Raw genomic sequence first — 17,611 nt, 5'->3', positions numbered from 1 at the left:
AAGAATGGGACCAATTCCTCCAGGACTTTGTCTCCGATCCTGCCACCATCGAAATCGTCAAGACCTATAAGCTGCGGTAGCAATCGGGCGGTTACGGAAATGGCATCTTCTCCAGGCGTATGGACGCCGCACATAGCGCCTATTTTGCTACGGGCAATCGCCGACGTCTTCATCAATCTAGCTTGGATTCTAAAAGATCCTCGTCCACGCGCACGTCTTTATATTGAGGACGGACAGGGTGCTATTAAATTGCAGATTGCTCATCAAAAACGAGCGTTAGAGGCTGCGACAGACCCCAATGACGCGGCTGAACTGAGTCAGATGATCAAAGTCTGGAGTGACTGGCTAGCAGGGCAACGGATTGAGGCTCTTGTTGAGGTGAATCTTGGTAGTTGGTCCGGTCTCAACATCAGAAAGATGGCCGAAGAGGCCGGATTTATCGACTTCTACAACTATGTCTATCAGCCGTTTAGTAGCGTTATGCATTCAAACTGGGCACATGTGAGTATGTTCAACACGATCCATTGCCAGAATCCGGCTCATCGGTGGCATCGTGGAGCAGCGATAGCTCCAGCGTCGATTGATCTAAATTGGCTCTACCTAGCATCAAAGTATCTCAGCAAGACCTTCGGACATTTTGATAACGTATATGGTCTCGATCTGCCTCATGTCGCGTTCGACCTTGTTGTGTCCCAACTGTCTGAGACGATGGAAGAGGCTGAAAGCTGAGATTTTGCTTTTGTCTTACAGCGAGGCAACTCGTAATTTTGTCATGCAACCGGATATCTGAAGATAATCAAATCGATCTGAAAAATCATTGTATGCCGAAGACGGGCAGCAGTCCCTTGGATAGACATTATCAGGAAAGAAAATTGGAGCGTGAAGATCTCGAAAAATTGCGTGAACGTTCGATCAGCAAGCTCGACGATGACGCTGCGCTCAATCATATCGGTACACTGATCGACGCTTCACGTGACGCAGGTTTCGCCCGGGGAGCAGACCGCGCGATCTACCTTCTCGACGAATTTGCAAAGCGTGATCTGAACGTCCAACATGGCGCGGTTCTCGAATATTATCGATCCAATGCGTGGGCGGTTAAAGAGGAGGCTTCCGGCATCCGCGGCTCCTGGGCTTGGGAACACCCCGAACGGGAACAGCAAATCCTTGCCTTGTCTCGCGCGGCTGCTCATCCTGGCTTTGTCGAACTCGATCTTATGCGTCGTTGTCAGATCCTGACCAATCGAGCGAACCAACTCATTGTGATGGGGCGCTTCATCGACGCGATTGAAGGATGGGACGCAGCGCTGCGCATCATTCCCAAGTTCGCAATGGCGCAGGCCAATCGCGGCTATGGCCTCAAGCATTATGCTGGGATGTTGGATGATGATCGCGAGCGTGCGATCTTATTGTTGCACGCCCATGATGGGCTGATTGCCGCTACCGCCGCCGATGCAGTACACGACTCCATTTACACGGATGCATTGGCGCAACAGTTCGCTGAAGAAGCCAAAACATATGCTGCGGCGGGCGATCTCGATCGAATACGCGAGCTGCAGGATTTTGGTGTGCCGCCGCTCGGGCGCAGCAAGGTCGAACAAAAGTATCGGCAGTGGTGTCTCGACCATCGCCTATTCCTGAATCCACTCAATGATCTCGGGTCGCACGCAAGAGCGGCATGTGACGACCTCGTCCTGCCTCCTATAAGCGAAAGGTTCGATGAGAGACCGGGCGTCGTGACGCCACCACCAGTCATCGGCTTCTTCAATCAGATGAAACAGGAATATGTGTCGGCCCGCTTCATGCTATACGAGGGTCTTTCCGACACAAATCTGCACTTTTCTGACCGTCGCGTTAGGCTATTCGACACACTAGACTATCCGATGCACTCGCTCGCAACCGAACGGGTGCGGACGGCATACCGTATTGCCTATTCTCTGCTCGATAAGGTAGCGTTTCTTGTCGATCATTATTGGAAGTTGGGAAAAGTCGCCAATCGCATCAATTTCAAGAATGTTTGGATGATCGAAGGGAAGCCACGACTTCTCGGCCGCCTTAAAGATTATCCAAACTGGCCGCTTCGCGGACTTTTCTGGCTTTCGAAGGAGTTGTTCGACGATCAACTAAAGCGGACGACCGGACCCGATGCGCGAGAGCTGCATGACATCCGTAACGCGCTCGAACACAAATTCCTCCAGGTACACGAGGGCTGGGCACGGCCATTTATGTGGGCCGCACCAAGCAGCGAAGGCCTAGGGTTCTCCATCGACAGCGATCTTCTCGAGACTAAGGACAGAATAACCTTGATACAGTTATGTTACTATGATAACTAATTCGGCGAATATCCGCTTCGCCAATTGACGCCTGCGTCTGGCTGGCAAGCGCCAAGACGGAGGCCGCGCGCCGTGACCACGCTGAAAATCGGCATTGCCGACACCGAAGAGATGAAGGCGCGCACGCTGCGCATCGCGCGCGGCGAAGAGAAGCCGTCAGCGGACGATCCGAAGGTCTGGTTCATTTCGACGGAATCCTTTTCCAAGGTTTTGTCGGCGTCCAACCGCGACATGCTGCGGCTCATTGCGGAGAACGAGCCGGATTCGCTCGACGCCCTGGCCGAGTTGACCGGACGCGCGAAGTCCAACCTCTCACGCACCCTCAAGGCGATGACCAGCTACGGCCTCGTCCGCATGGAGCGGAGCGGCAAGAAGCTCGCCCCGAAACTGATCCACGATCGCGTCGTGCTGGAGCTGGCTCTGACCAGTTCGCGCCGCAAACCATCTCGCCCAAAGGAGACCGCCCATGAATAAAGAAGCTCCCTTGGTCGCCACCCGCGCCGCCCTCTACCTGCGTGTCTCGACCGCACGGCAAGCCGAACACGATGTGTCGATCCCTGATCAGAAGCGACAAGGCGAAGCCTATTGCGCCTCGCGCGGATACCAACTCGTCGAAACCTTTGTCGAGCCGGGCGCGACCGCGACCAATGACCGCCGTCCGGCCTTTCAACAGATGATCGAAGCCGGCACTTCCAAGCCCGCGCCCTTCGATGTCGTCGTGGTCCATAGCTTCTCGCGCTTTTTCCGCGATCACTTCGAGCTGGAGTTTTATGTTCGCAGGTTGGCGAAGAACGGCGTCAAGCTGGTCTCGATCACGCAGGAGATCGGCGACGACCCGATGCACGTCATGATGCGGCAGATCATGGCGCTGTTCGACGAATATCAGTCGAAGGAGAACGCCAAGCACGTGCTGCGCGCCCTGAAGGAGAATGCCCGGCAGGGCTTCTGGAACGGCGCTTTGCCGCCGATCGGCTATCGCATCATCGCGGCCGAGCAGCGCGGCACCAAGACCAAAAAGAAGCTGGAGATCGACCCACTACACGCCGACACCGTGCGACTAATCTACCGGCTTGCCCTTCAGGGCGAAGGCGGTTCTGGCCCGATGGGCGTCAAGGCGATCGTCAACCACCTCAATCGGAACCGAATCTTCACCCGTGACGGCGGGCGTTGGGGCATCGGTCAGCTTCATCGTATCCTGACCCGGCGCACCTATGTTGGCGAGCACGAGTTCAACAAGCGCTCAAAGTCCAAGGAACTGAAACCGGTCAGCGAAATCGTAGTGGTTCCGGTGCCGCGCCTGATCGATCAGGAGACGTTCGACGCAGTGCAGGAGCATCTGCGCGTCCGCAACTCGAAGGTGACACCGCCGCGCGTCGTCAGTGGGCCGACCTTGCTGACCGGCATTTGCTTCTGTGAGAAGTGTGGGGGAGCCATGACACTCCGCACCGGCAAGGGCGGACGTTATCGCTACTATACCTGCTCGATCAAGGCGCGGCAGGGCGAGACGGGCTGCTCCGGCCGTTCGATCCCGATGCCGCAACTCGACGCCATCGTCTGCGACCATATTGAGAACCGGCTGCTCCAGCCCGAGCGGCTCGAGGAAATCCTGGCGTCGATCCTCGATCGGCGCGAGGAGCGGGCTGAGCGCCGCCGGGAGCATATTGCCGAACTGAACAGGCGCGCGGCCGAGACAGAGCTTCGCTTGAAGCGTCTCTACGAAGCCATCGAATCGGGCGTCGCCGACCTGAACGACCCCGCGCTGAAGGAACGCGTCGTCGCTCTTCGAGCGCTTCGCGATCAAGCGCAGGCCGATTCCGAGCGAGCACAGGCCATGCTCGAAAGCTCCGGCAGCATGGCGGTGACACCGACTGTCCTTCGCAAGTTCGCCGCGACCGCGCGGCGTCGGCTTCGGCAGGAGGGCGGCGGCTATCGGCGGGATCATCTGCGGGCCTTTGCCCAGCGCGTTGAGGTCGGAGAAGGTCATGTCCGCATCGTGGGATCAAAGGGCGAACTGCTTCGCGCCCTTACTTCGGCCTCTAGCGGGCAATCGGCGGGAATCAGCGTGCCCACTTTGGGACTGAAATGGCGGAGCGGGAGGGATTCGAACCCTCGATACGCTTTTGACGTATACTCACTTTCCAGGCGAGCGCCTTCGACCACTCGGCCACCGCTCCGCATTGCTCTGGAAGGCAGGCCCCTAGCGATGAAACGCGGCTTGCGCAAGAGAGGGCGCGCAGGCAGATTGCCCTGATGCGCAAAAAGATTGTTCTGTCCGCCGCCTTTGCCCTTTCCGCCGCCCAGATGGCCATGGCGGCCGCGCCACAAAAACCCACACCGGAAAAACCGAGAACCCGCCCCAGCGCCGAGATCATCAAGGCCGCCCCGGCCAGTGATTGGCGCGAGATCGACCCTGCCGACCTGCTGGTGATGGCGCTGGCCCCGGATGGCAACGGCAAAACGCGGCAGGTGATCATCCAGCTTCTGCCCGCGCCCATCAGTCAGGGCTGGATCGGCAATATGCTCAAGCTGGCGGCCGCCCATTGGTGGGACAATGGCGCTGTCTATCGGGTTCAGGACAATTGGGTCGCGCAATTTGGCGATCCCGATGAGGATACGCCGCAAGCCAAACCCCTGCCGCCCGGCTTGGCCAAAGTGCCCGAGAGCGACTATCTGCTGCGCGCCTTTGCCGCGCCGGAATATGTCAATCCGGGCCGCGATGCCTATGCCCCGCATACGGGCATCGACATGGGTTTTCCCATGGCGTTTGACGACAGCCATGTCTGGCCCGTCCATTGCTATGGCTCGGTGGGCGTGGGGCGCAACAATTCGCCCGATACGGGCATGGGGGCCGAACTCTATGCGGTGATCGGCACGCCCCCGCGCCAGCTCGACCGCAACATTGCCGTGGTGGGACGAGTGATCGAGGGGATCGAGCATCTCTCCTCCCTGCCCCGCGCGCCGGGCAACGGCATGTATAATGACAAGGCAAAGAACACGCCGATCCTCTCGATCCGGCAGGGCAATGACCTGCCGCCTGCCGATCGGCCGCATTTCGAATATCTCTCCAGCGCCAGCGCATCATTTCGCGATTATGTGAACGCGCGGGTCAACCGGCATGACGATTTCATCATCTATTCGCCCGGAGCCGCCGACATCTGCAACATCCCGATTCCCGTCCGCCGCCGGGGGTGACGGGCGGGCACAACAGGCGGGGATGAGCCGCCCCGCAGCCTTGCACGGCGCATGGCGAAAACCTATTCATACCGCAAATTCGTATTCAAACCCTAGGATTTCCGCGCCATTCCCGGGCGATGAACTGGCGCAAACCCCATCAGGGCGCTAGATCACCCAAGCAAATGGGCCACCACCAAGGCGGCCCTGTGAACCATGGCGCGGAAGCACTCCAACCCAAGGAGAAAGCCGTGACAGTCGTGACACCCGAGGGGACTCCATCGATGAGCTTTACCGCCGACAAGCTGCTGCTGTTTGGCGCCACCGGCGATCTTTCGCAGCGCATGCTGCTGCCCTCGCTGTGCGCGCTTCATGCCGATGCTCTGGTGCCGGAAAAGCTGGGCATCATCGGCACGGCCCGCTCCGACCTCGATGACGATGGCTTCCGCAATTTTGCCGCCGATGCGCTGGGCAAGTTCCTGCCCGATTATCGCAAGAGCGCGATCCCCGGCTTTCTCCAGCGGCTGACCTATCAGGCGCTCGACGCGAACCAGACCGCGCAATTTGCCGATCTGGCCGCCAAGGTCGGCCCGCGTCAGGATGGTCTGGCGATTTTCCTGTCCACCGCGCCCAGCCTGTTCGAACCCACCATTGCGGGCCTTCAGGCCAGCGGACTTGCCGACGAGACCAGCCGCATCGGCCTTGAAAAGCCGCTGGGCACGGATCTGGACACCAGCCGCCATATCAATGACGCGGTGGCCTCGGCCTTTCCCGAAGACCGCATTTTCCGCATCGACCACTATCTGGGCAAGGAAACCGTCCAGAACCTGATGGCGCTGCGCTTTGCCAACATTCTTTTCGAGCCGATCTGGAACTCGCACTATATCGAGCACGTTCAGATCACCGTGGCGGAAACGGTTGGCCTTGAAGGGCGCGTGGGCTTTTACGACGGCGCGGGCGCGCTGCGCGATATGGTGCAGAACCATATGCTGCAACTGCTCGCCCTTGTCGCGATGGAGCCGCCCAGCCGGTTTGACCCGGCCGCGATCCGGGGCGAAAAGACCAAGGTCCTGCGCTCACTCCGCACCGTTGCTGCGGGCGACACCGTGACCGGCCAGTATCGCGCGGGCGCGATCAACGGCGCTTCGGTGCCCGGCTATGCCGACGAATTGGGCCAGCCTTCGGCCACCGAAACTTTCGTGGCGATCAAGGCGCATATCGACAACTGGCGCTGGAAGGGCGTGCCCTTCTATCTGCGCACCGGCAAGCGTCTGCCCAAGCGGACCACCGAGATCGTCGTGCAGTTTCGCCCGGTGCCCCATTCGATGTTTGCCCAGCGCGGCGCGATTGCCCAGCCCAACCGGCTGGTCATCGGCATCCAGCCCGAGGAAAACATCACCTTCACCACCAATGCCAAGGTGCCGGGTCTGGATCGCGGAGGCTTGCGCCTGCGCGAAGTGCCGCTCGACATCAGCATGGAAGACGCCTTTGCTGGCCCGACCAAGCGCATTGCCTATGAGCGCCTGCTGCTCGACCTGATAGAGGGCGATCAGACGCTGTTCGTCCGCCGCGACGAGGTGGAGGCGCAATGGGCCTGGATCGACGGTGTGCGCAAGGTGTGGACCGACAATGGCATCACGCCCAACCCCTATGGCGCAGGAAGCTGGGGGCCGACCGCCGCCATCGCCCTTGCCGCCAAGGATGGCGTGGCGTGGCATGAATAAGGAATAGGACAAAGCTCATGGCCGAACTGCACCCCACTATCGCCCGCGTGACCGAGCGCGTGATCGCCCGGTCCAAGGCGACCCGCAGCGCCTATCTCGACCTGATGGCGCGCGAGAGCGACCGCCATGGGGACCGTTCGGCCTATGGCTGTTCCAACCTTGCCCATGCCTATGCGGGCGCGGTCGAGGACCAGAAGACGCTGGCCTTCACCCGCGCCCAGAACATCGGCATCGTCACGGCCTATAATGACATGCTTTCCGCGCATCAGCCCTATGCGCGTTTTCCCGATGCGATGAAGATCTATGCCCGCGAAGTGGGCGCCACGGCGCAGGTCGCGGGCGGCGTTCCGGCCATGTGCGACGGCGTGACGCAGGGCATGGACGGGATGGAGCTGTCGCTCTTTTCGCGCGATACGATTGCGCTTTCCACCGCCGTTTCGCTCAGCCACGCCGTGTTCGACAGCACCGCGCTGCTGGGTATCTGCGACAAGATCGTGCCGGGTCTGGTGATCGGCGCGCTGCGCTTTGGCCATCTGCCCTCGATCTTCATCCCCAGCGGCCCGATGCCCAGCGGCATCGCCAACAAGGAAAAGCAGAAGACCCGCCAGCTCTACGCCGAAGGCAAGGTGGGCCGCGAGGAATTGCTGAAAAGCGAGATGGGGTCTTACCACTCGCCGGGCACCTGCACCTTCTATGGCACCGCCAATTCCAATCAGATGATGATGGAAATGATGGGCCTGCAATTGCCCGGCTCCAGCTTTGTGCCACCCAACACCCCGCTGCGCAGCCAGTTGACCCGCGCGGCCGTCCATCGCCTGACGCAGATCAGCCGCAAGGGCGCCGATCCGCGCCCGATGGGCGAGGTGGTCGATGAAAAGGCGATCCTGAACGCCTGCATCGGCCTGCTGGCCACCGGGGGCAGCACCAATCATGCGATCCACCTGCCCGCGATGGCGCGGGCGGCGGGCGTGCTGATCGACTGGGCGGATCTGGATGAATTGTCATCGGTCGTGCCGCTGATCGCGCGCGTTTATCCCAACGGCTCGGGCGATGTGAACCATTTCCACGCCGCTGGCGGCATGGGCTATGTCATCCGCGAACTGCTGGGCGCAGGGCTTTGCCATGGCGACATCCTGACCGTGGCCGAGGGCGGTTTTGCCGCCTATGCCACCGAGCCTTATCTCGATGGCCCTGAGGGCAATCAATCGCTGGCCTTCCGCCCCGCACCCGAGGTCAGCCATGATCCGGCGATGCTCTCGACCGTGGCAGAGCCGTTCCAGCCCGATGGCGGGATGCGTCTGGTGCAGGGCAATCTGGGCCGCGCGACCTTCAAGTCCTCGGCGGTGGAGAAGGAGCGCTGGACCATCGAGGCCCCCGCGCTGGTGTTCAACAGCCAGGAAGAAGTGCAGGCTGCCTTCAAGGCGGGCGAACTGGAGCGTGACTGCGTTGTGGTCGTGCGTTTCCAGGGGCCGCGCGCCAATGGCATGCCCGAGCTTCACAAGCTGACCCCGCCGCTCGGCGTGCTTCAGGACAAGGGTTTCAAGGTGGCGCTGGTCACCGACGGCCGCATGTCGGGCGCGTCCGGCAAGGTTCCCGCCGCCATCCACGTCACGCCCGAAGCCCTTGCGGGCGGCGCGCTGGCGCTGGTGGAAAATGGCGACATCATCCGCGTCTGCGCGCAAACCGGCACGCTGGAGGTGAAGGCTGATCTGTCGGGCCGCACGCCTGCTGCTGCGCCTGTGGCCGCGATGGGCGTGGGGCGCGAATTGTTCGCGATGTTCCGCGCCGGGGCCGATGGCGCCGAAAAGGGCGGATCGGCCATGCTGGCGCTCGCAGGTCTTTGACGCTAAAGGCCTGACGACGGAGGGGATTCATGGAACTCGTTACGGTAGATATTGGCGGCACCCACGCGCGTTTCACCATTGCCACACTTGGCGATGATGGCGCGATCGCGCTGGGCGAACCGGCCACGCTGAAAACCAATGAACATGCCAGCTTTGAAACGGCATGGGAGCATTTCGCGGAAATTTCGGGCCGCGCCCTGCCGCGCGCCGTGGCGCTGGCCGTGGCCGGGCCGGTGGGCGGCGAACTGATCCGCTTTACCAACAACCCGTGGGTGATCCTGCCCGATCAGTTGCCCGAGCGGCTGGGCGTGGACAAGGTCACCATCGTCAATGACTTTGGCGCGGTGGGCCACGCCGTGGCGCGCGCGGGCGATGAATATTTCCAGCATCTGACGGGGCCGGATGTCGCGCTGCCCACCAGCGGCACGATCACCATCGTCGGCCCCGGCACCGGGCTCGGCGTGGCGCATGTCTGGCGCGATGGTAACGGCTTCTATCATGTTCAGGCAACCGAAGGCGGCCATCTCGATTTCGCCCCGCTCGATGCGGTGGAGGACGCGATTCTGGCCCGCCTGCGCCAGCGTCATCGCCGCGTTTCGGTTGAGCGCGTGGTGTCGGGCCCGGCGATTGTCGATATTTACGAAACGCTGGCCGCGCTGGAGCAGCGCCCGGTGCTGCATACTGACGACCGCACGATCTGGACCAGGGGCACTGCGGGAGAGGACACGCTGATGGCGGCGGCCATCGACCGTTTCTGCCTCTCGCTGGGTTCGGCGGCGGGCGATCTGGCGCTGGCGCAGGGCGGGTCGGCCGTGGTCATCGCGGGCGGGCTTGGCCTGCGCATCAAGGACACGATCCTGTCCTCCGGCTTTGCCGACCGTTTCCGCGCCAAGGGCCGCTTTGAAAGCCTGATGGCCAGCCTGCCGGTCAAGCTGATTACCCATCCCCAACCGGGCCTGCTCGGCGCGGCCGCCGCGTTTCAGAAGGAACATGCATGATGAGCGAAACACCTACCCCCGCCTCCGCCCGGATCGACGCCATCATGCGCACCGCGCCGGTGATCCCGGTGCTGGTGATCGACCGGCTTGAAGATGCGCTGCCGCTGGCCGAGGCGCTGGTCGCCGGTGGCCTCAAGGTACTTGAAGTCACGCTGCGCACCGAGTGTGCATTGGACGCCATCAAGGTGATGAAGCAGGTTCCCGGCGCGATTGTCGGCGCAGGCACGGTGCTGAACCCCGACGATCTGGCGCGCGCAATCGACGCGGGCAGCGAATTCATCGTCTCGCCGGGCCTCACCCCGCGTCTGGGCGAAGCGGCCGTTGCGGCGGGCATCCCCTTCCTGCCCGGCACGGCGAACGCTGCCGACATCATGCTGGGCATGGATCTGGGCCTCAACCGCTTCAAATTCTTCCCCGCCGAAGCCAGCGGCGGCGTCAGCGCTCTGAAGGCCATCGCCGGCCCCTTCGGCTCGGCCCGCTTCTGCCCCACCGGCGGCATCACGCTGGCCACGGCCCCCAACTATCTGGCCCTGCCGCAGGTGCTCTGTGTCGGCGGAAGCTGGATGGTGGGCAAGGGCGCCGATGCAGCCGCCATTACGGCCGCTGCCGGCGCGGCGGCGGCTCTCAAGGCCTGAAACTGAATACCCTGCCCGCGCAAGCCATCGGCGCGGGCAGACATTTCCCTTCTTCCATTTGCCTTACCAAATTCGTCTGCGGCTTTGCAGTCCCCCTTCCCCTGTCCGGCGATCATGGCCATAGTCAGGGGCAAGACCATAAGGGCAGGAGAGGCAAAGCAGGCCGCCAGCACATGGGCCAGAGCGCCCGACGGGAGTGTCCATAAAGATGAGCCAGATTGCCGCCCTTTCGCAGCGTTTGCAGGATTTGCACGCGACGACCGAAGAAACCCCGCTGTTCAACCCGGTGTTTCAGCTCTCCCTCGAACTCTCGCGCCAGATTGAAAACGGCGAACTTGGACTCGACAAGGTTGAGGCCATGGTGGCCGAGCTGGAATGCGAAGGGCTTCAGGCGCGCGCGCGGCGGCTGCATCGCCTTTTGGAGCCGGTCGAGCCGGAGGCCAATCTGGCCCGCGTGAAGGGCCATGCCGAAACGGGCGATTTTGCCAGCTTTGCCACGCGCTGGGGCCGCCCCGCCGCGCATATCGTGTTCACCGCCCATCCCACCTTCCTGCTGAACAAGGCGCAGACCGCCACCGTGGCCCATGCCGCCAGCCAGGGCGATTTCGGCCCCGCTACCTGCGCGGCAACAGCGGCGCGCGACACGATCACGCTGGACACCGAGCATGACGCCGCGCTGGCCGCGATCGCGCGCGGGCATTCGGCTCGCGCCAAGATCACCCGGACGCTGTTCAACACCGCCCGCGCCCGCTGGCCCCAGCAATGGCGCGCGCTGCGCCCGATGCCGATCCGCTTTGCCAGTTGGGTGGGCTATGACATGGACGGGCGCACCGATATCGGCTGGAACACCTGCATCCGCTATCGCCTGATGGAAAAGGCCCAGCGCCTGTCGGCCTATGCCGCCGATCTGGCCGAGGCCGCGCCCGATATCGCCACGCGCCTGCTGGCCGGTGCCGAGCGCGCCGAGGAAATGGCTGCGCTCTTTGCCCGCGACATGAAGGACCCGGCCACCCTGTCGGAGGCCGCCAATACGCTGACCGGGGATCATCCGGCCAAGTTGACCAGCCTGTCAGGCATCATTGCCGAGCTGGAGGCGCTGGCCGCCACGGCAAGTGATGATGTGGCAGAGGTCCTGCTGACCACGGTTGCCGCGATGCAGGCCGATGGCCTAGGCATGGGCTGGGTGCATTTCCGCGTGAACAGCAGCCAGCTTCAGAACGCGATCCGCCGCCGCATCGATCCCGATGGTCGCCTCGATCTGGCCAGTCAAGCAGCCCTGGTCAAGATGCGCGAACTGCTGGCCACGGCCAAGGTCCTGCGCACCAATTTCGCCGCGCTGGCCATTGAAAACAGCACCGCAATACGCCTGTTCCTGACCATGGCGCAGATCCTGCACCATGTGGATGCCGACACGCCGATCCGCATGCTGGTGGCCGAATGCGAACAGCCCACCACGATGCTGGCCGCGCTCTATTTCGCCAAGCTGTTCGGGATCGAGGACAAGGTCGACGTTTCGCCCCTGTTCGAGACGGAGACGGCGCTGGAGCATGGCGGACGCTTCCTCGATGCGCTGCTGGCCGAACCGGCGTATCGCGCCTATGCGCGCGGTCGCGGGCGCGTGTCGATCCAGACGGGCTTTTCCGACGCCGGGCGCTTCGTGGGCCAGATCCCCGCCGCGCTGGCCATCGAGCGCCTTCAGGGCCGCCTGGCCGAGGCGATGACCGCCAACCAGCTTTCGGACATCTCCGCGCTGATCTTCAACACCCATGGCGAGAGCATGGGGCGCGGCGCGCATCCCGCCTCGCTGGCCGATCGTCTGGCATGGCCCTTGTCACCATGGGCGCGGCGCCGTTTCGTGCGCGCTGGCATCCGGCTTGAACCGGAAGTCTCGTTTCAGGGCGGCGACGGCTATCTCTTCTTCGGCAGCGACGAACTGGCGTTGGCCACGCTCACGCGCTTTATCGAACTGGCGCCTGCCGAAACCGATCCCTATGCGCCGACCGACCCGTTCTATCGCCGCACGGACCTGTCGCTCGACTTCTATCGCGCGATCCGCCGGGTTCAGCAGGGCCATCTGGCCAGCGCGACCTACAGCCGCGCGCTGACCGCCTTTGGGCTTGGTCTGCTGAACGACACCGGTAGCCGCAAGAGCCGCCGCCAGAGCGACGTTTCCTCCGACCGCACGATGTCGCTGCGCCAGATCCGCGCGATCCCGCATAATGCGGTGCTGCAACAGCTTGGCTATCCGGTGAACATCATCGCCGGTGCGGGCAGCGCGGCTGAGGGCAATTACGAGGAACTGGCCAATCTGCTGCGCTCATCGGAGCGCGGGCGCCAGATCGTGCGTCTGGTGCGCGCCGCCAATGCGCTGGCCAGCATCAAGACGCTGACGGCCTTTGGCGAGCTGTTCAACAGCGCCTATTGGGCCAGCCGCCCCTATCGCGGGCATGAAGAGCATATTGCGGATGGCTGCCTTGCGCTGGCCGAATATCTGACGGGCGATGACCGGGCGGGCGTGTTCCGGCGCCTCTCGACACGCCTGCGGGTCGATGCGCTCAAGCTCCACCGCCTGCTGGCGCTGATCCCGGACGAGGCGCCCCTGCCTGACCGCGAACATACGCGCCGCATGATCGGTGTGCTTCAGGCGCTGCGCCTGGCGTTGTTCCAGCATATGTTCCTGCGCGCGGTCATGGTGCCGCAATTCAGCCGCGCCAATGACATCGCGCGCGAAGATGTGCTGGAGATGGTCTTCACCCTGCGTATCGACGATGCGCTGGCCCAGCTTCGCCGCGCCTTCCCCACCAGCTTCCCCAGCCTGGACGATTTCCGGGTCGAGGAACCAGCCGATTATCCCGACGATGCCGCCCATGGCTATGGCGTCATCCGCCGCGATTATATCGAGCCGATCGAGCGCGCTTATGGCCTTGCCCTGCGCATCGGCACGGCGATTGCCAATGAATTTGGCGCGCACGGGTAAAATGTGATCGAATGGGGCAGGCGTAAATCCGTCCCATTTCGATACAGGCTTCACAGACCTCTGGCGCGCAGGCACAAGGTAACGCATCTTTAACCATAGCGTTTAACCTTGCCTGCGAGTCTGCCAGACCATGCCTATCGGCACCCATCCTACCCCTGCGACCGGCGATCCGTTTATGGCGGCGCGCGCGCTGATCATCATGGGCGGGCTGGGGCTGACGGTGCTGGCGGGCCTTGCGCTGATCGAGGCGGATGAACGGGGCGGCACCGCCCATCTGCCCCGCGACGTTGTGATCGCCGCGCGCCCGCAACTGGCGCATCAGATCGCGCTTGGGGTCGATCCCTATGCAGGGGCGCAGGGCGTCAGTTTCGACACGCCTGCCACCACTATCGGTATGCGCAGCCCCGGCAAGGGCGGCGGCGTGATGCCCACCTCGACCCCGTCCCCTACCGACCGCCGCTTTGTCATCCGGCGCATCCTGCCGATTTCCGGGCCGATCAAATATGGCCAATGGGCATGGGACGAGGACGGCGTGCCGCCCGGCCCGCTGGTTATCACCGTCGATCTGGAGGCGCGGGTGCTCTCGGTCTTCCGCAACGGGTTTGAAATCGGGGCCACCGCCGTCCTGCTGGGCACGCAGGAAAAGCCCACCCCCACCGGCACCTTTCCGATCAGCCAGAAGGACAGGGATCACGTCTCAAACCTGTATGACGCGCCCATGCCCTATATGATGCGGCTGACCGATGATGGCATTACGATCCATGCCACCAATGTGCGCAACGGTTTTGCCAGCCATGGCTGCATCGGCATCCCGCTGGATTTCGCGCGCAAGGTATTTGGCGAGGCGCATATCGGCGACAAGGTTTACATCACGCGGGGCAAGCAGGTGGGGCTTGGGGATTCTCTCGTCGATTAAGCGCGGCGTTTCGGGGCCTTCGTAAAGCTCCACACGCCGGGGCCGGGCCGGGCCACCACATCGCCGATTGACACCGGCTGCCGCGCCAGCAGGCTGTCAAAGGCGCGGGCCACCGCATTGCCGCGCGGGGCATGGCCGTCGATCTCCTCGACGATCCGGGCGATAACGCGCATGGCAATCGCGCGCGGCGCGGCGGGGCGATAATTCACCCCCGGTCCTTCGCGCAACACCCGCGCACCATATTCCCGATCCGCCGCCCAATCGAGCGCGGCATCGGCATCGGCCAGATTCTCCGCGCAGCGCGCCCACGCGCCCACATCCAGCCAATCCGCCCCGGCCAGCGCCTGACGCACGCGCACGCGGTCAAAGGCGGTATTGCGGTTCGAAGGATCATCGGCGGCCACCAACCCTGCATCACCCACCACAGCGGCCAATTCGGCCCGCCGCCAGCCCAACACCGGACGGATCAGCAGATGCTCGCTCTCGGGCACCCAGCCCCGCTCGCGCACCCCGGCAAGGCCCGCGACCCCGCTGGCGCGGTTCAGGCGCATCACCAGCGTCTCGGCCTGATCGTCGGCATGATGGGCCGTGGCCAGCGCCGCCACGCCCTCACGCGCCATCCAGTCGGCCAGAGCGGCATAGCGCGCCGTGCGGGCCTCGGATTGCACATTGCCCGGTTCGACCAACACCCGAAGCGTTTCATGCGGCACGCCCAGATCGCGGCACACCGCCGCCACCTGCGCCGCCTCCGTCGCGCTTTCCGCGCGCAGCCCATGGTCGACCGTGGCCGCGCAGACCCCGCCGGGCCGCGCCGCCGCGGCTAGGAGCAGCAGTCCAAGCGAATCCGGCCCCCCGGACACCGCAATCCCCAGCTTCAAGCTCGGATCGCGCGCGCCCTCGGGCCAGACCTGCGCCAGACTTTGTGCGAAACGGTCGGCGGTCAGTTGCACTTCACCTTGGCGCGAATGCCGTCATAGGCCGACTTCAACCGCCCGGCGGCATCGGCCGGATAGCCATCGGCAAATTCGCCCAGAGCGATACAGGCACGGTTGATGTCCTTGAGCTCGATCATCGCCTCGGACAGATAGAGCAGGCTGTCGGACGCGCGGGCGCCCTTCTTGTCGCTCTGATAGTTCTGGAGGAACCACGGGGCCGCATCGCGCGGCTTGCCATCATCCAGATAGGCGCGACCCAGCAGGTTGCGCGCATAGCTCACGCGCTTGTGCTTGGGATACTGGTCCAGATAGAGCTTCAACTGCTGCTGCGCTTCGGGGAAGAACTTGGCCTCCCACAGCTTATAGCCATAGGTATAATCATCCTCCGCCGGGTCGCCGGTGGCGGGCTTGGCAATCGCCTTGACCGCCGTGACGCGGCTGGCGGGCGCAGGTGCGGGCTTGACCACCGGCGCTGCAACCGGCGCCGGGACGGGCGCGGGCTTGACCACCGGGCGCGGCGCAGGGGCCGCATCGCCCACGGCGGGCGGGGCCGGTTCAGGCGCGGTCACACCCTGTTCCACCGGCGCATTGGCCGCCGCGCGCGCTGTGTCGAGCTGGCGCACATGGTTCGACAATTCCTCGACCTGCGCGGTCAGGCGGGCGTTCTGCGCCTCCACCGCGCTCAGCCGCGCAAGAATATCGGTCAGCGCCGTATTGGCGGGCGGCGCGGCAGGCATCTCGGCTGCTGCGGCCGGGGCCGCGCCGGGGGCCGGATTGGCCGCCTGCTGGCCGAACAGCTTGGCATCCCCGCCGGGGAACACCTGCCGTTGCAAGGCGCGGACCTCGGCCTCCAGCTTGCGCATGCGGATTTCGCCTGCCGTGCCTTCCTGTGCCTGCGCCGGGATGGCGCTGCCTGTCCAGAGCAGCGCTGCCAGCGCCACGCCAGCCAGCCTGATCCGCTGCTTATACATCATCTTTCTTCAACTCCCACGGCGCGCCCGATCACGGGCGGCCCAGATCATCGGTTGTTCCATGCCCCAAACGCACAGTGCCGCAAGCAACCCCCTGCTGTCGAGTGGGGGTTAAGGCGTAACGGTGGATGGGGTGGCGGGTGCGGCAGGCGCATCAGCCGTTGGTGCGGGCCGGGGGCGCGGGAAATGGCGCAACGGGCGCGGGGCCGCAACGGGCGACGGAACCGCAACGGGCGCATTGGCCGCGCCGGGGATCGGCTCGGCCGGCGGCGTTGCCGCTGGCGCAGGCTTTCCGCGCTCCAGCAAAGCCTTGGCCGAGATCGGCACATTCCGGACAATCTCGGGGACCTTGCTGATCGGCGGCACGTCCTGACCACCCACGGTGATCGCCAGCTTGTCGGGGCGGCCGGTCCATACGGTCGGCCCTTGGGCATCCTCGGGCACCGTATAGGTTTCGCCCATGACCAGCACCTTTTGCACCAATTGCTTGCCGCCCGCGTCCGAGACCTTGATCCACAGCTTGTCCATCTGCGCGGTCAGCACGACAGGACCGGTGGGCGCGGCGGAGGCTTCTTCGCTGGGCGCCTCGCTGGGCGCGGCCGATGCGGCCTGGCTGGGCACTTCATCGGGGATCAGCGAGGGCAGGCTGTCGGTCGCGCTGGAATTGTTCTGCCACCAGATGAAGCCGCCGATGGCCACCACCAGCAGCACGAAACCGGCCATCCAGGCAAAGCGCGAGGAAGGCACGCGCGCCGGATCGCCCGGCGCAAAGGCGGGCGAGGCAGGCGCTTCGGGTTCGGGGGCGGCGCGCGAATAATCGCGGCCCATCGCATCGACCATCGCGGCCGGGTCCAGCCCGACGCTCTTGGCAAAGGTGCGGGTAAAGCCGAAAACATAGGTGCGGCCAGGCAGAGCGGCAAAATCGCCGGTTTCCAGCGCGCCCAGATGACGTTCGGAAATCTTGGTCCGGGCCGACAGTTCCGCCAGTGTCAGCCCCGCCGCCTCACGCGCGGCGGCCAGCCGCTGGCCCGCGGTGGCGGGCTGGCCGCTGGTTGGAGAAGCGAATTCTGACTCATCTGCGCTCATGGCGATACCGAAATCCTTTGCGGC

Annotated in this window: 13 protein-coding genes, 1 tRNA gene and 1 pseudogene; 11 read left to right on the top strand and 4 right to left on the bottom strand. The window is 63.8% G+C overall.

The window, feature by feature from the left end:
• The 4 genes and pseudogenes from FHW92_RS23200 to FHW92_RS25930 form a co-directional block, all read left to right on the top strand.
• Positions 1 to 729, top strand: a 729-nt coding sequence (locus FHW92_RS23200) for a DUF5677 domain-containing protein (protein WP_210428664.1), incomplete at its 5' end; no start/stop codon positions are given.
• A 92-nt stretch (positions 730 to 821) separates the two neighbouring features.
• Positions 822 to 2,330, top strand: coding sequence for an LA2681 family HEPN domain-containing protein (locus FHW92_RS23195; RefSeq protein WP_168605662.1), 1,509 nt, complete (start codon positions 822 to 824; stop codon positions 2,328 to 2,330).
• 72 nt (positions 2,331 to 2,402) lie between these two features.
• Complete coding sequence (locus FHW92_RS23190) at positions 2,403 to 2,804, top strand: helix-turn-helix domain-containing protein (RefSeq protein WP_168605661.1); 402 nt, start codon at positions 2,403 to 2,405, stop codon at positions 2,802 to 2,804.
• Positions 2,797 to 3,837: pseudogene (locus tag FHW92_RS25930) on the top strand (recombinase family protein); the annotation flags it as partial. The gene FHW92_RS23190 and the pseudogene FHW92_RS25930, both read left to right, overlap by 8 nt.
• A 576-nt stretch (positions 3,838 to 4,413) precedes the next feature.
• Here FHW92_RS25930 and FHW92_RS23180 read toward each other — a convergent pair.
• Positions 4,414 to 4,504: transfer RNA gene (locus FHW92_RS23180), tRNA-Ser, on the bottom strand.
• A 76-nt stretch (positions 4,505 to 4,580) separates the two neighbouring features.
• Here FHW92_RS23180 and FHW92_RS23175 point away from each other — a divergent pair.
• The 7 genes from FHW92_RS23175 to FHW92_RS23145 all read left to right on the top strand — a co-directional run bounded on the left by FHW92_RS23175 (position 4,581) and on the right by FHW92_RS23145 (position 14,595).
• Positions 4,581 to 5,522: a peptidylprolyl isomerase gene (locus FHW92_RS23175; RefSeq protein WP_168605660.1), complete on the top strand. Its 942-nt coding sequence runs from the start codon at positions 4,581 to 4,583 to the stop codon at positions 5,520 to 5,522.
• A gap of 263 nt (positions 5,523 to 5,785) precedes the next feature.
• Positions 5,786 to 7,225: a glucose-6-phosphate dehydrogenase gene (gene zwf / locus FHW92_RS23170; protein ID WP_168605672.1), complete on the top strand. Its 1,440-nt coding sequence runs from the start codon at positions 5,786 to 5,788 to the stop codon at positions 7,223 to 7,225.
• 17 nt (positions 7,226 to 7,242) lie between these two features.
• The gene (gene edd / locus FHW92_RS23165) at positions 7,243 to 9,069 is read left to right on the top strand and encodes a phosphogluconate dehydratase (protein ID WP_168605659.1); all 1,827 of its coding nucleotides are present in this window, start codon (positions 7,243 to 7,245) and stop codon (positions 9,067 to 9,069) included.
• Between the two features lie 29 nt (positions 9,070 to 9,098).
• The gene (locus FHW92_RS23160) at positions 9,099 to 10,067 is read left to right on the top strand and encodes a glucokinase (RefSeq protein WP_168605658.1); all 969 of its coding nucleotides are present in this window, start codon (positions 9,099 to 9,101) and stop codon (positions 10,065 to 10,067) included.
• The gene (locus tag FHW92_RS23155) at positions 10,064 to 10,702 is read left to right on the top strand and encodes a bifunctional 4-hydroxy-2-oxoglutarate aldolase/2-dehydro-3-deoxy-phosphogluconate aldolase (RefSeq protein WP_282599818.1); all 639 of its coding nucleotides are present in this window, start codon (positions 10,064 to 10,066) and stop codon (positions 10,700 to 10,702) included. The genes FHW92_RS23160 and FHW92_RS23155 overlap by 4 nt, the downstream gene beginning before the upstream one ends.
• Before the next feature lie 208 nt (positions 10,703 to 10,910).
• The gene (locus FHW92_RS23150) at positions 10,911 to 13,679 is read left to right on the top strand and encodes a phosphoenolpyruvate carboxylase (RefSeq protein WP_168605656.1); all 2,769 of its coding nucleotides are present in this window, start codon (positions 10,911 to 10,913) and stop codon (positions 13,677 to 13,679) included.
• Between the two features lie 130 nt (positions 13,680 to 13,809).
• On the top strand, positions 13,810 to 14,595 hold the full coding sequence (locus FHW92_RS23145; RefSeq protein WP_246870377.1) for a L,D-transpeptidase family protein: 786 nt from the start codon (positions 13,810 to 13,812) through the stop codon (positions 14,593 to 14,595).
• Here FHW92_RS23145 and tilS read toward each other — a convergent pair.
• The 3 genes from tilS to FHW92_RS23130 all read right to left on the bottom strand — a co-directional run bounded on the left by tilS (position 14,592) and on the right by FHW92_RS23130 (position 17,587).
• Positions 14,592 to 15,545: a tRNA lysidine(34) synthetase TilS gene (tilS, locus tag FHW92_RS23140; RefSeq protein WP_349237743.1), complete on the bottom strand. Its 954-nt coding sequence runs from the start codon at positions 15,543 to 15,545 to the stop codon at positions 14,592 to 14,594. The two genes, FHW92_RS23145 and tilS, sit on opposite strands and share 4 nt — an antisense overlap.
• Positions 15,536 to 16,504, bottom strand: coding sequence for a hypothetical protein (locus FHW92_RS23135; RefSeq protein WP_246870376.1), 969 nt, complete (start codon positions 16,502 to 16,504; stop codon positions 15,536 to 15,538). The genes tilS and FHW92_RS23135 overlap by 10 nt, the downstream gene beginning before the upstream one ends.
• Before the next feature lie 108 nt (positions 16,505 to 16,612).
• Positions 16,613 to 17,587, bottom strand: coding sequence for a helix-turn-helix domain-containing protein (locus FHW92_RS23130; protein WP_168605655.1), 975 nt, complete (start codon positions 17,585 to 17,587; stop codon positions 16,613 to 16,615).
• Positions 17,588 to 17,611 lie beyond the last annotated feature (24 nt).

The sequence above is a fragment of the Novosphingobium sp. SG707 genome (assembly GCF_012275515.1).
Lineage (GTDB): Bacteria > Pseudomonadota > Alphaproteobacteria > Sphingomonadales > Sphingomonadaceae > Novosphingobium.
This window is presented reverse-complemented; position numbering and strand designations above follow the sequence as displayed.

Coding starts and splice junctions, on each gene's coding strand:
- FHW92_RS23130 (WP_168605655.1), bottom strand. CDS start 17,587: ATGAGCGCAGATGAGTCAGAATTCGCTTCTCCAACCAGCGGCCAGCCC.
- FHW92_RS23145 (WP_246870377.1), top strand. CDS start 13,810: ATGCCTATCGGCACCCATCCTACCCCTGCGACCGGCGATCCGTTTATG.
- FHW92_RS23175 (WP_168605660.1), top strand. CDS start 4,581: ATGCGCAAAAAGATTGTTCTGTCCGCCGCCTTTGCCCTTTCCGCCGCC.
- FHW92_RS23135 (WP_246870376.1), bottom strand. CDS start 16,504: ATGATGTATAAGCAGCGGATCAGGCTGGCTGGCGTGGCGCTGGCAGCG.
- FHW92_RS23150 (WP_168605656.1), top strand. CDS start 10,911: ATGAGCCAGATTGCCGCCCTTTCGCAGCGTTTGCAGGATTTGCACGCG.
- edd (WP_168605659.1), top strand. CDS start 7,243: ATGGCCGAACTGCACCCCACTATCGCCCGCGTGACCGAGCGCGTGATC.
- FHW92_RS23160 (WP_168605658.1), top strand. CDS start 9,099: ATGGAACTCGTTACGGTAGATATTGGCGGCACCCACGCGCGTTTCACC.
- FHW92_RS23155 (WP_282599818.1), top strand. CDS start 10,064: ATGATGAGCGAAACACCTACCCCCGCCTCCGCCCGGATCGACGCCATC.
- zwf (WP_168605672.1), top strand. CDS start 5,786: ATGAGCTTTACCGCCGACAAGCTGCTGCTGTTTGGCGCCACCGGCGAT.
- FHW92_RS23195 (WP_168605662.1), top strand. CDS start 822: ATGCCGAAGACGGGCAGCAGTCCCTTGGATAGACATTATCAGGAAAGA.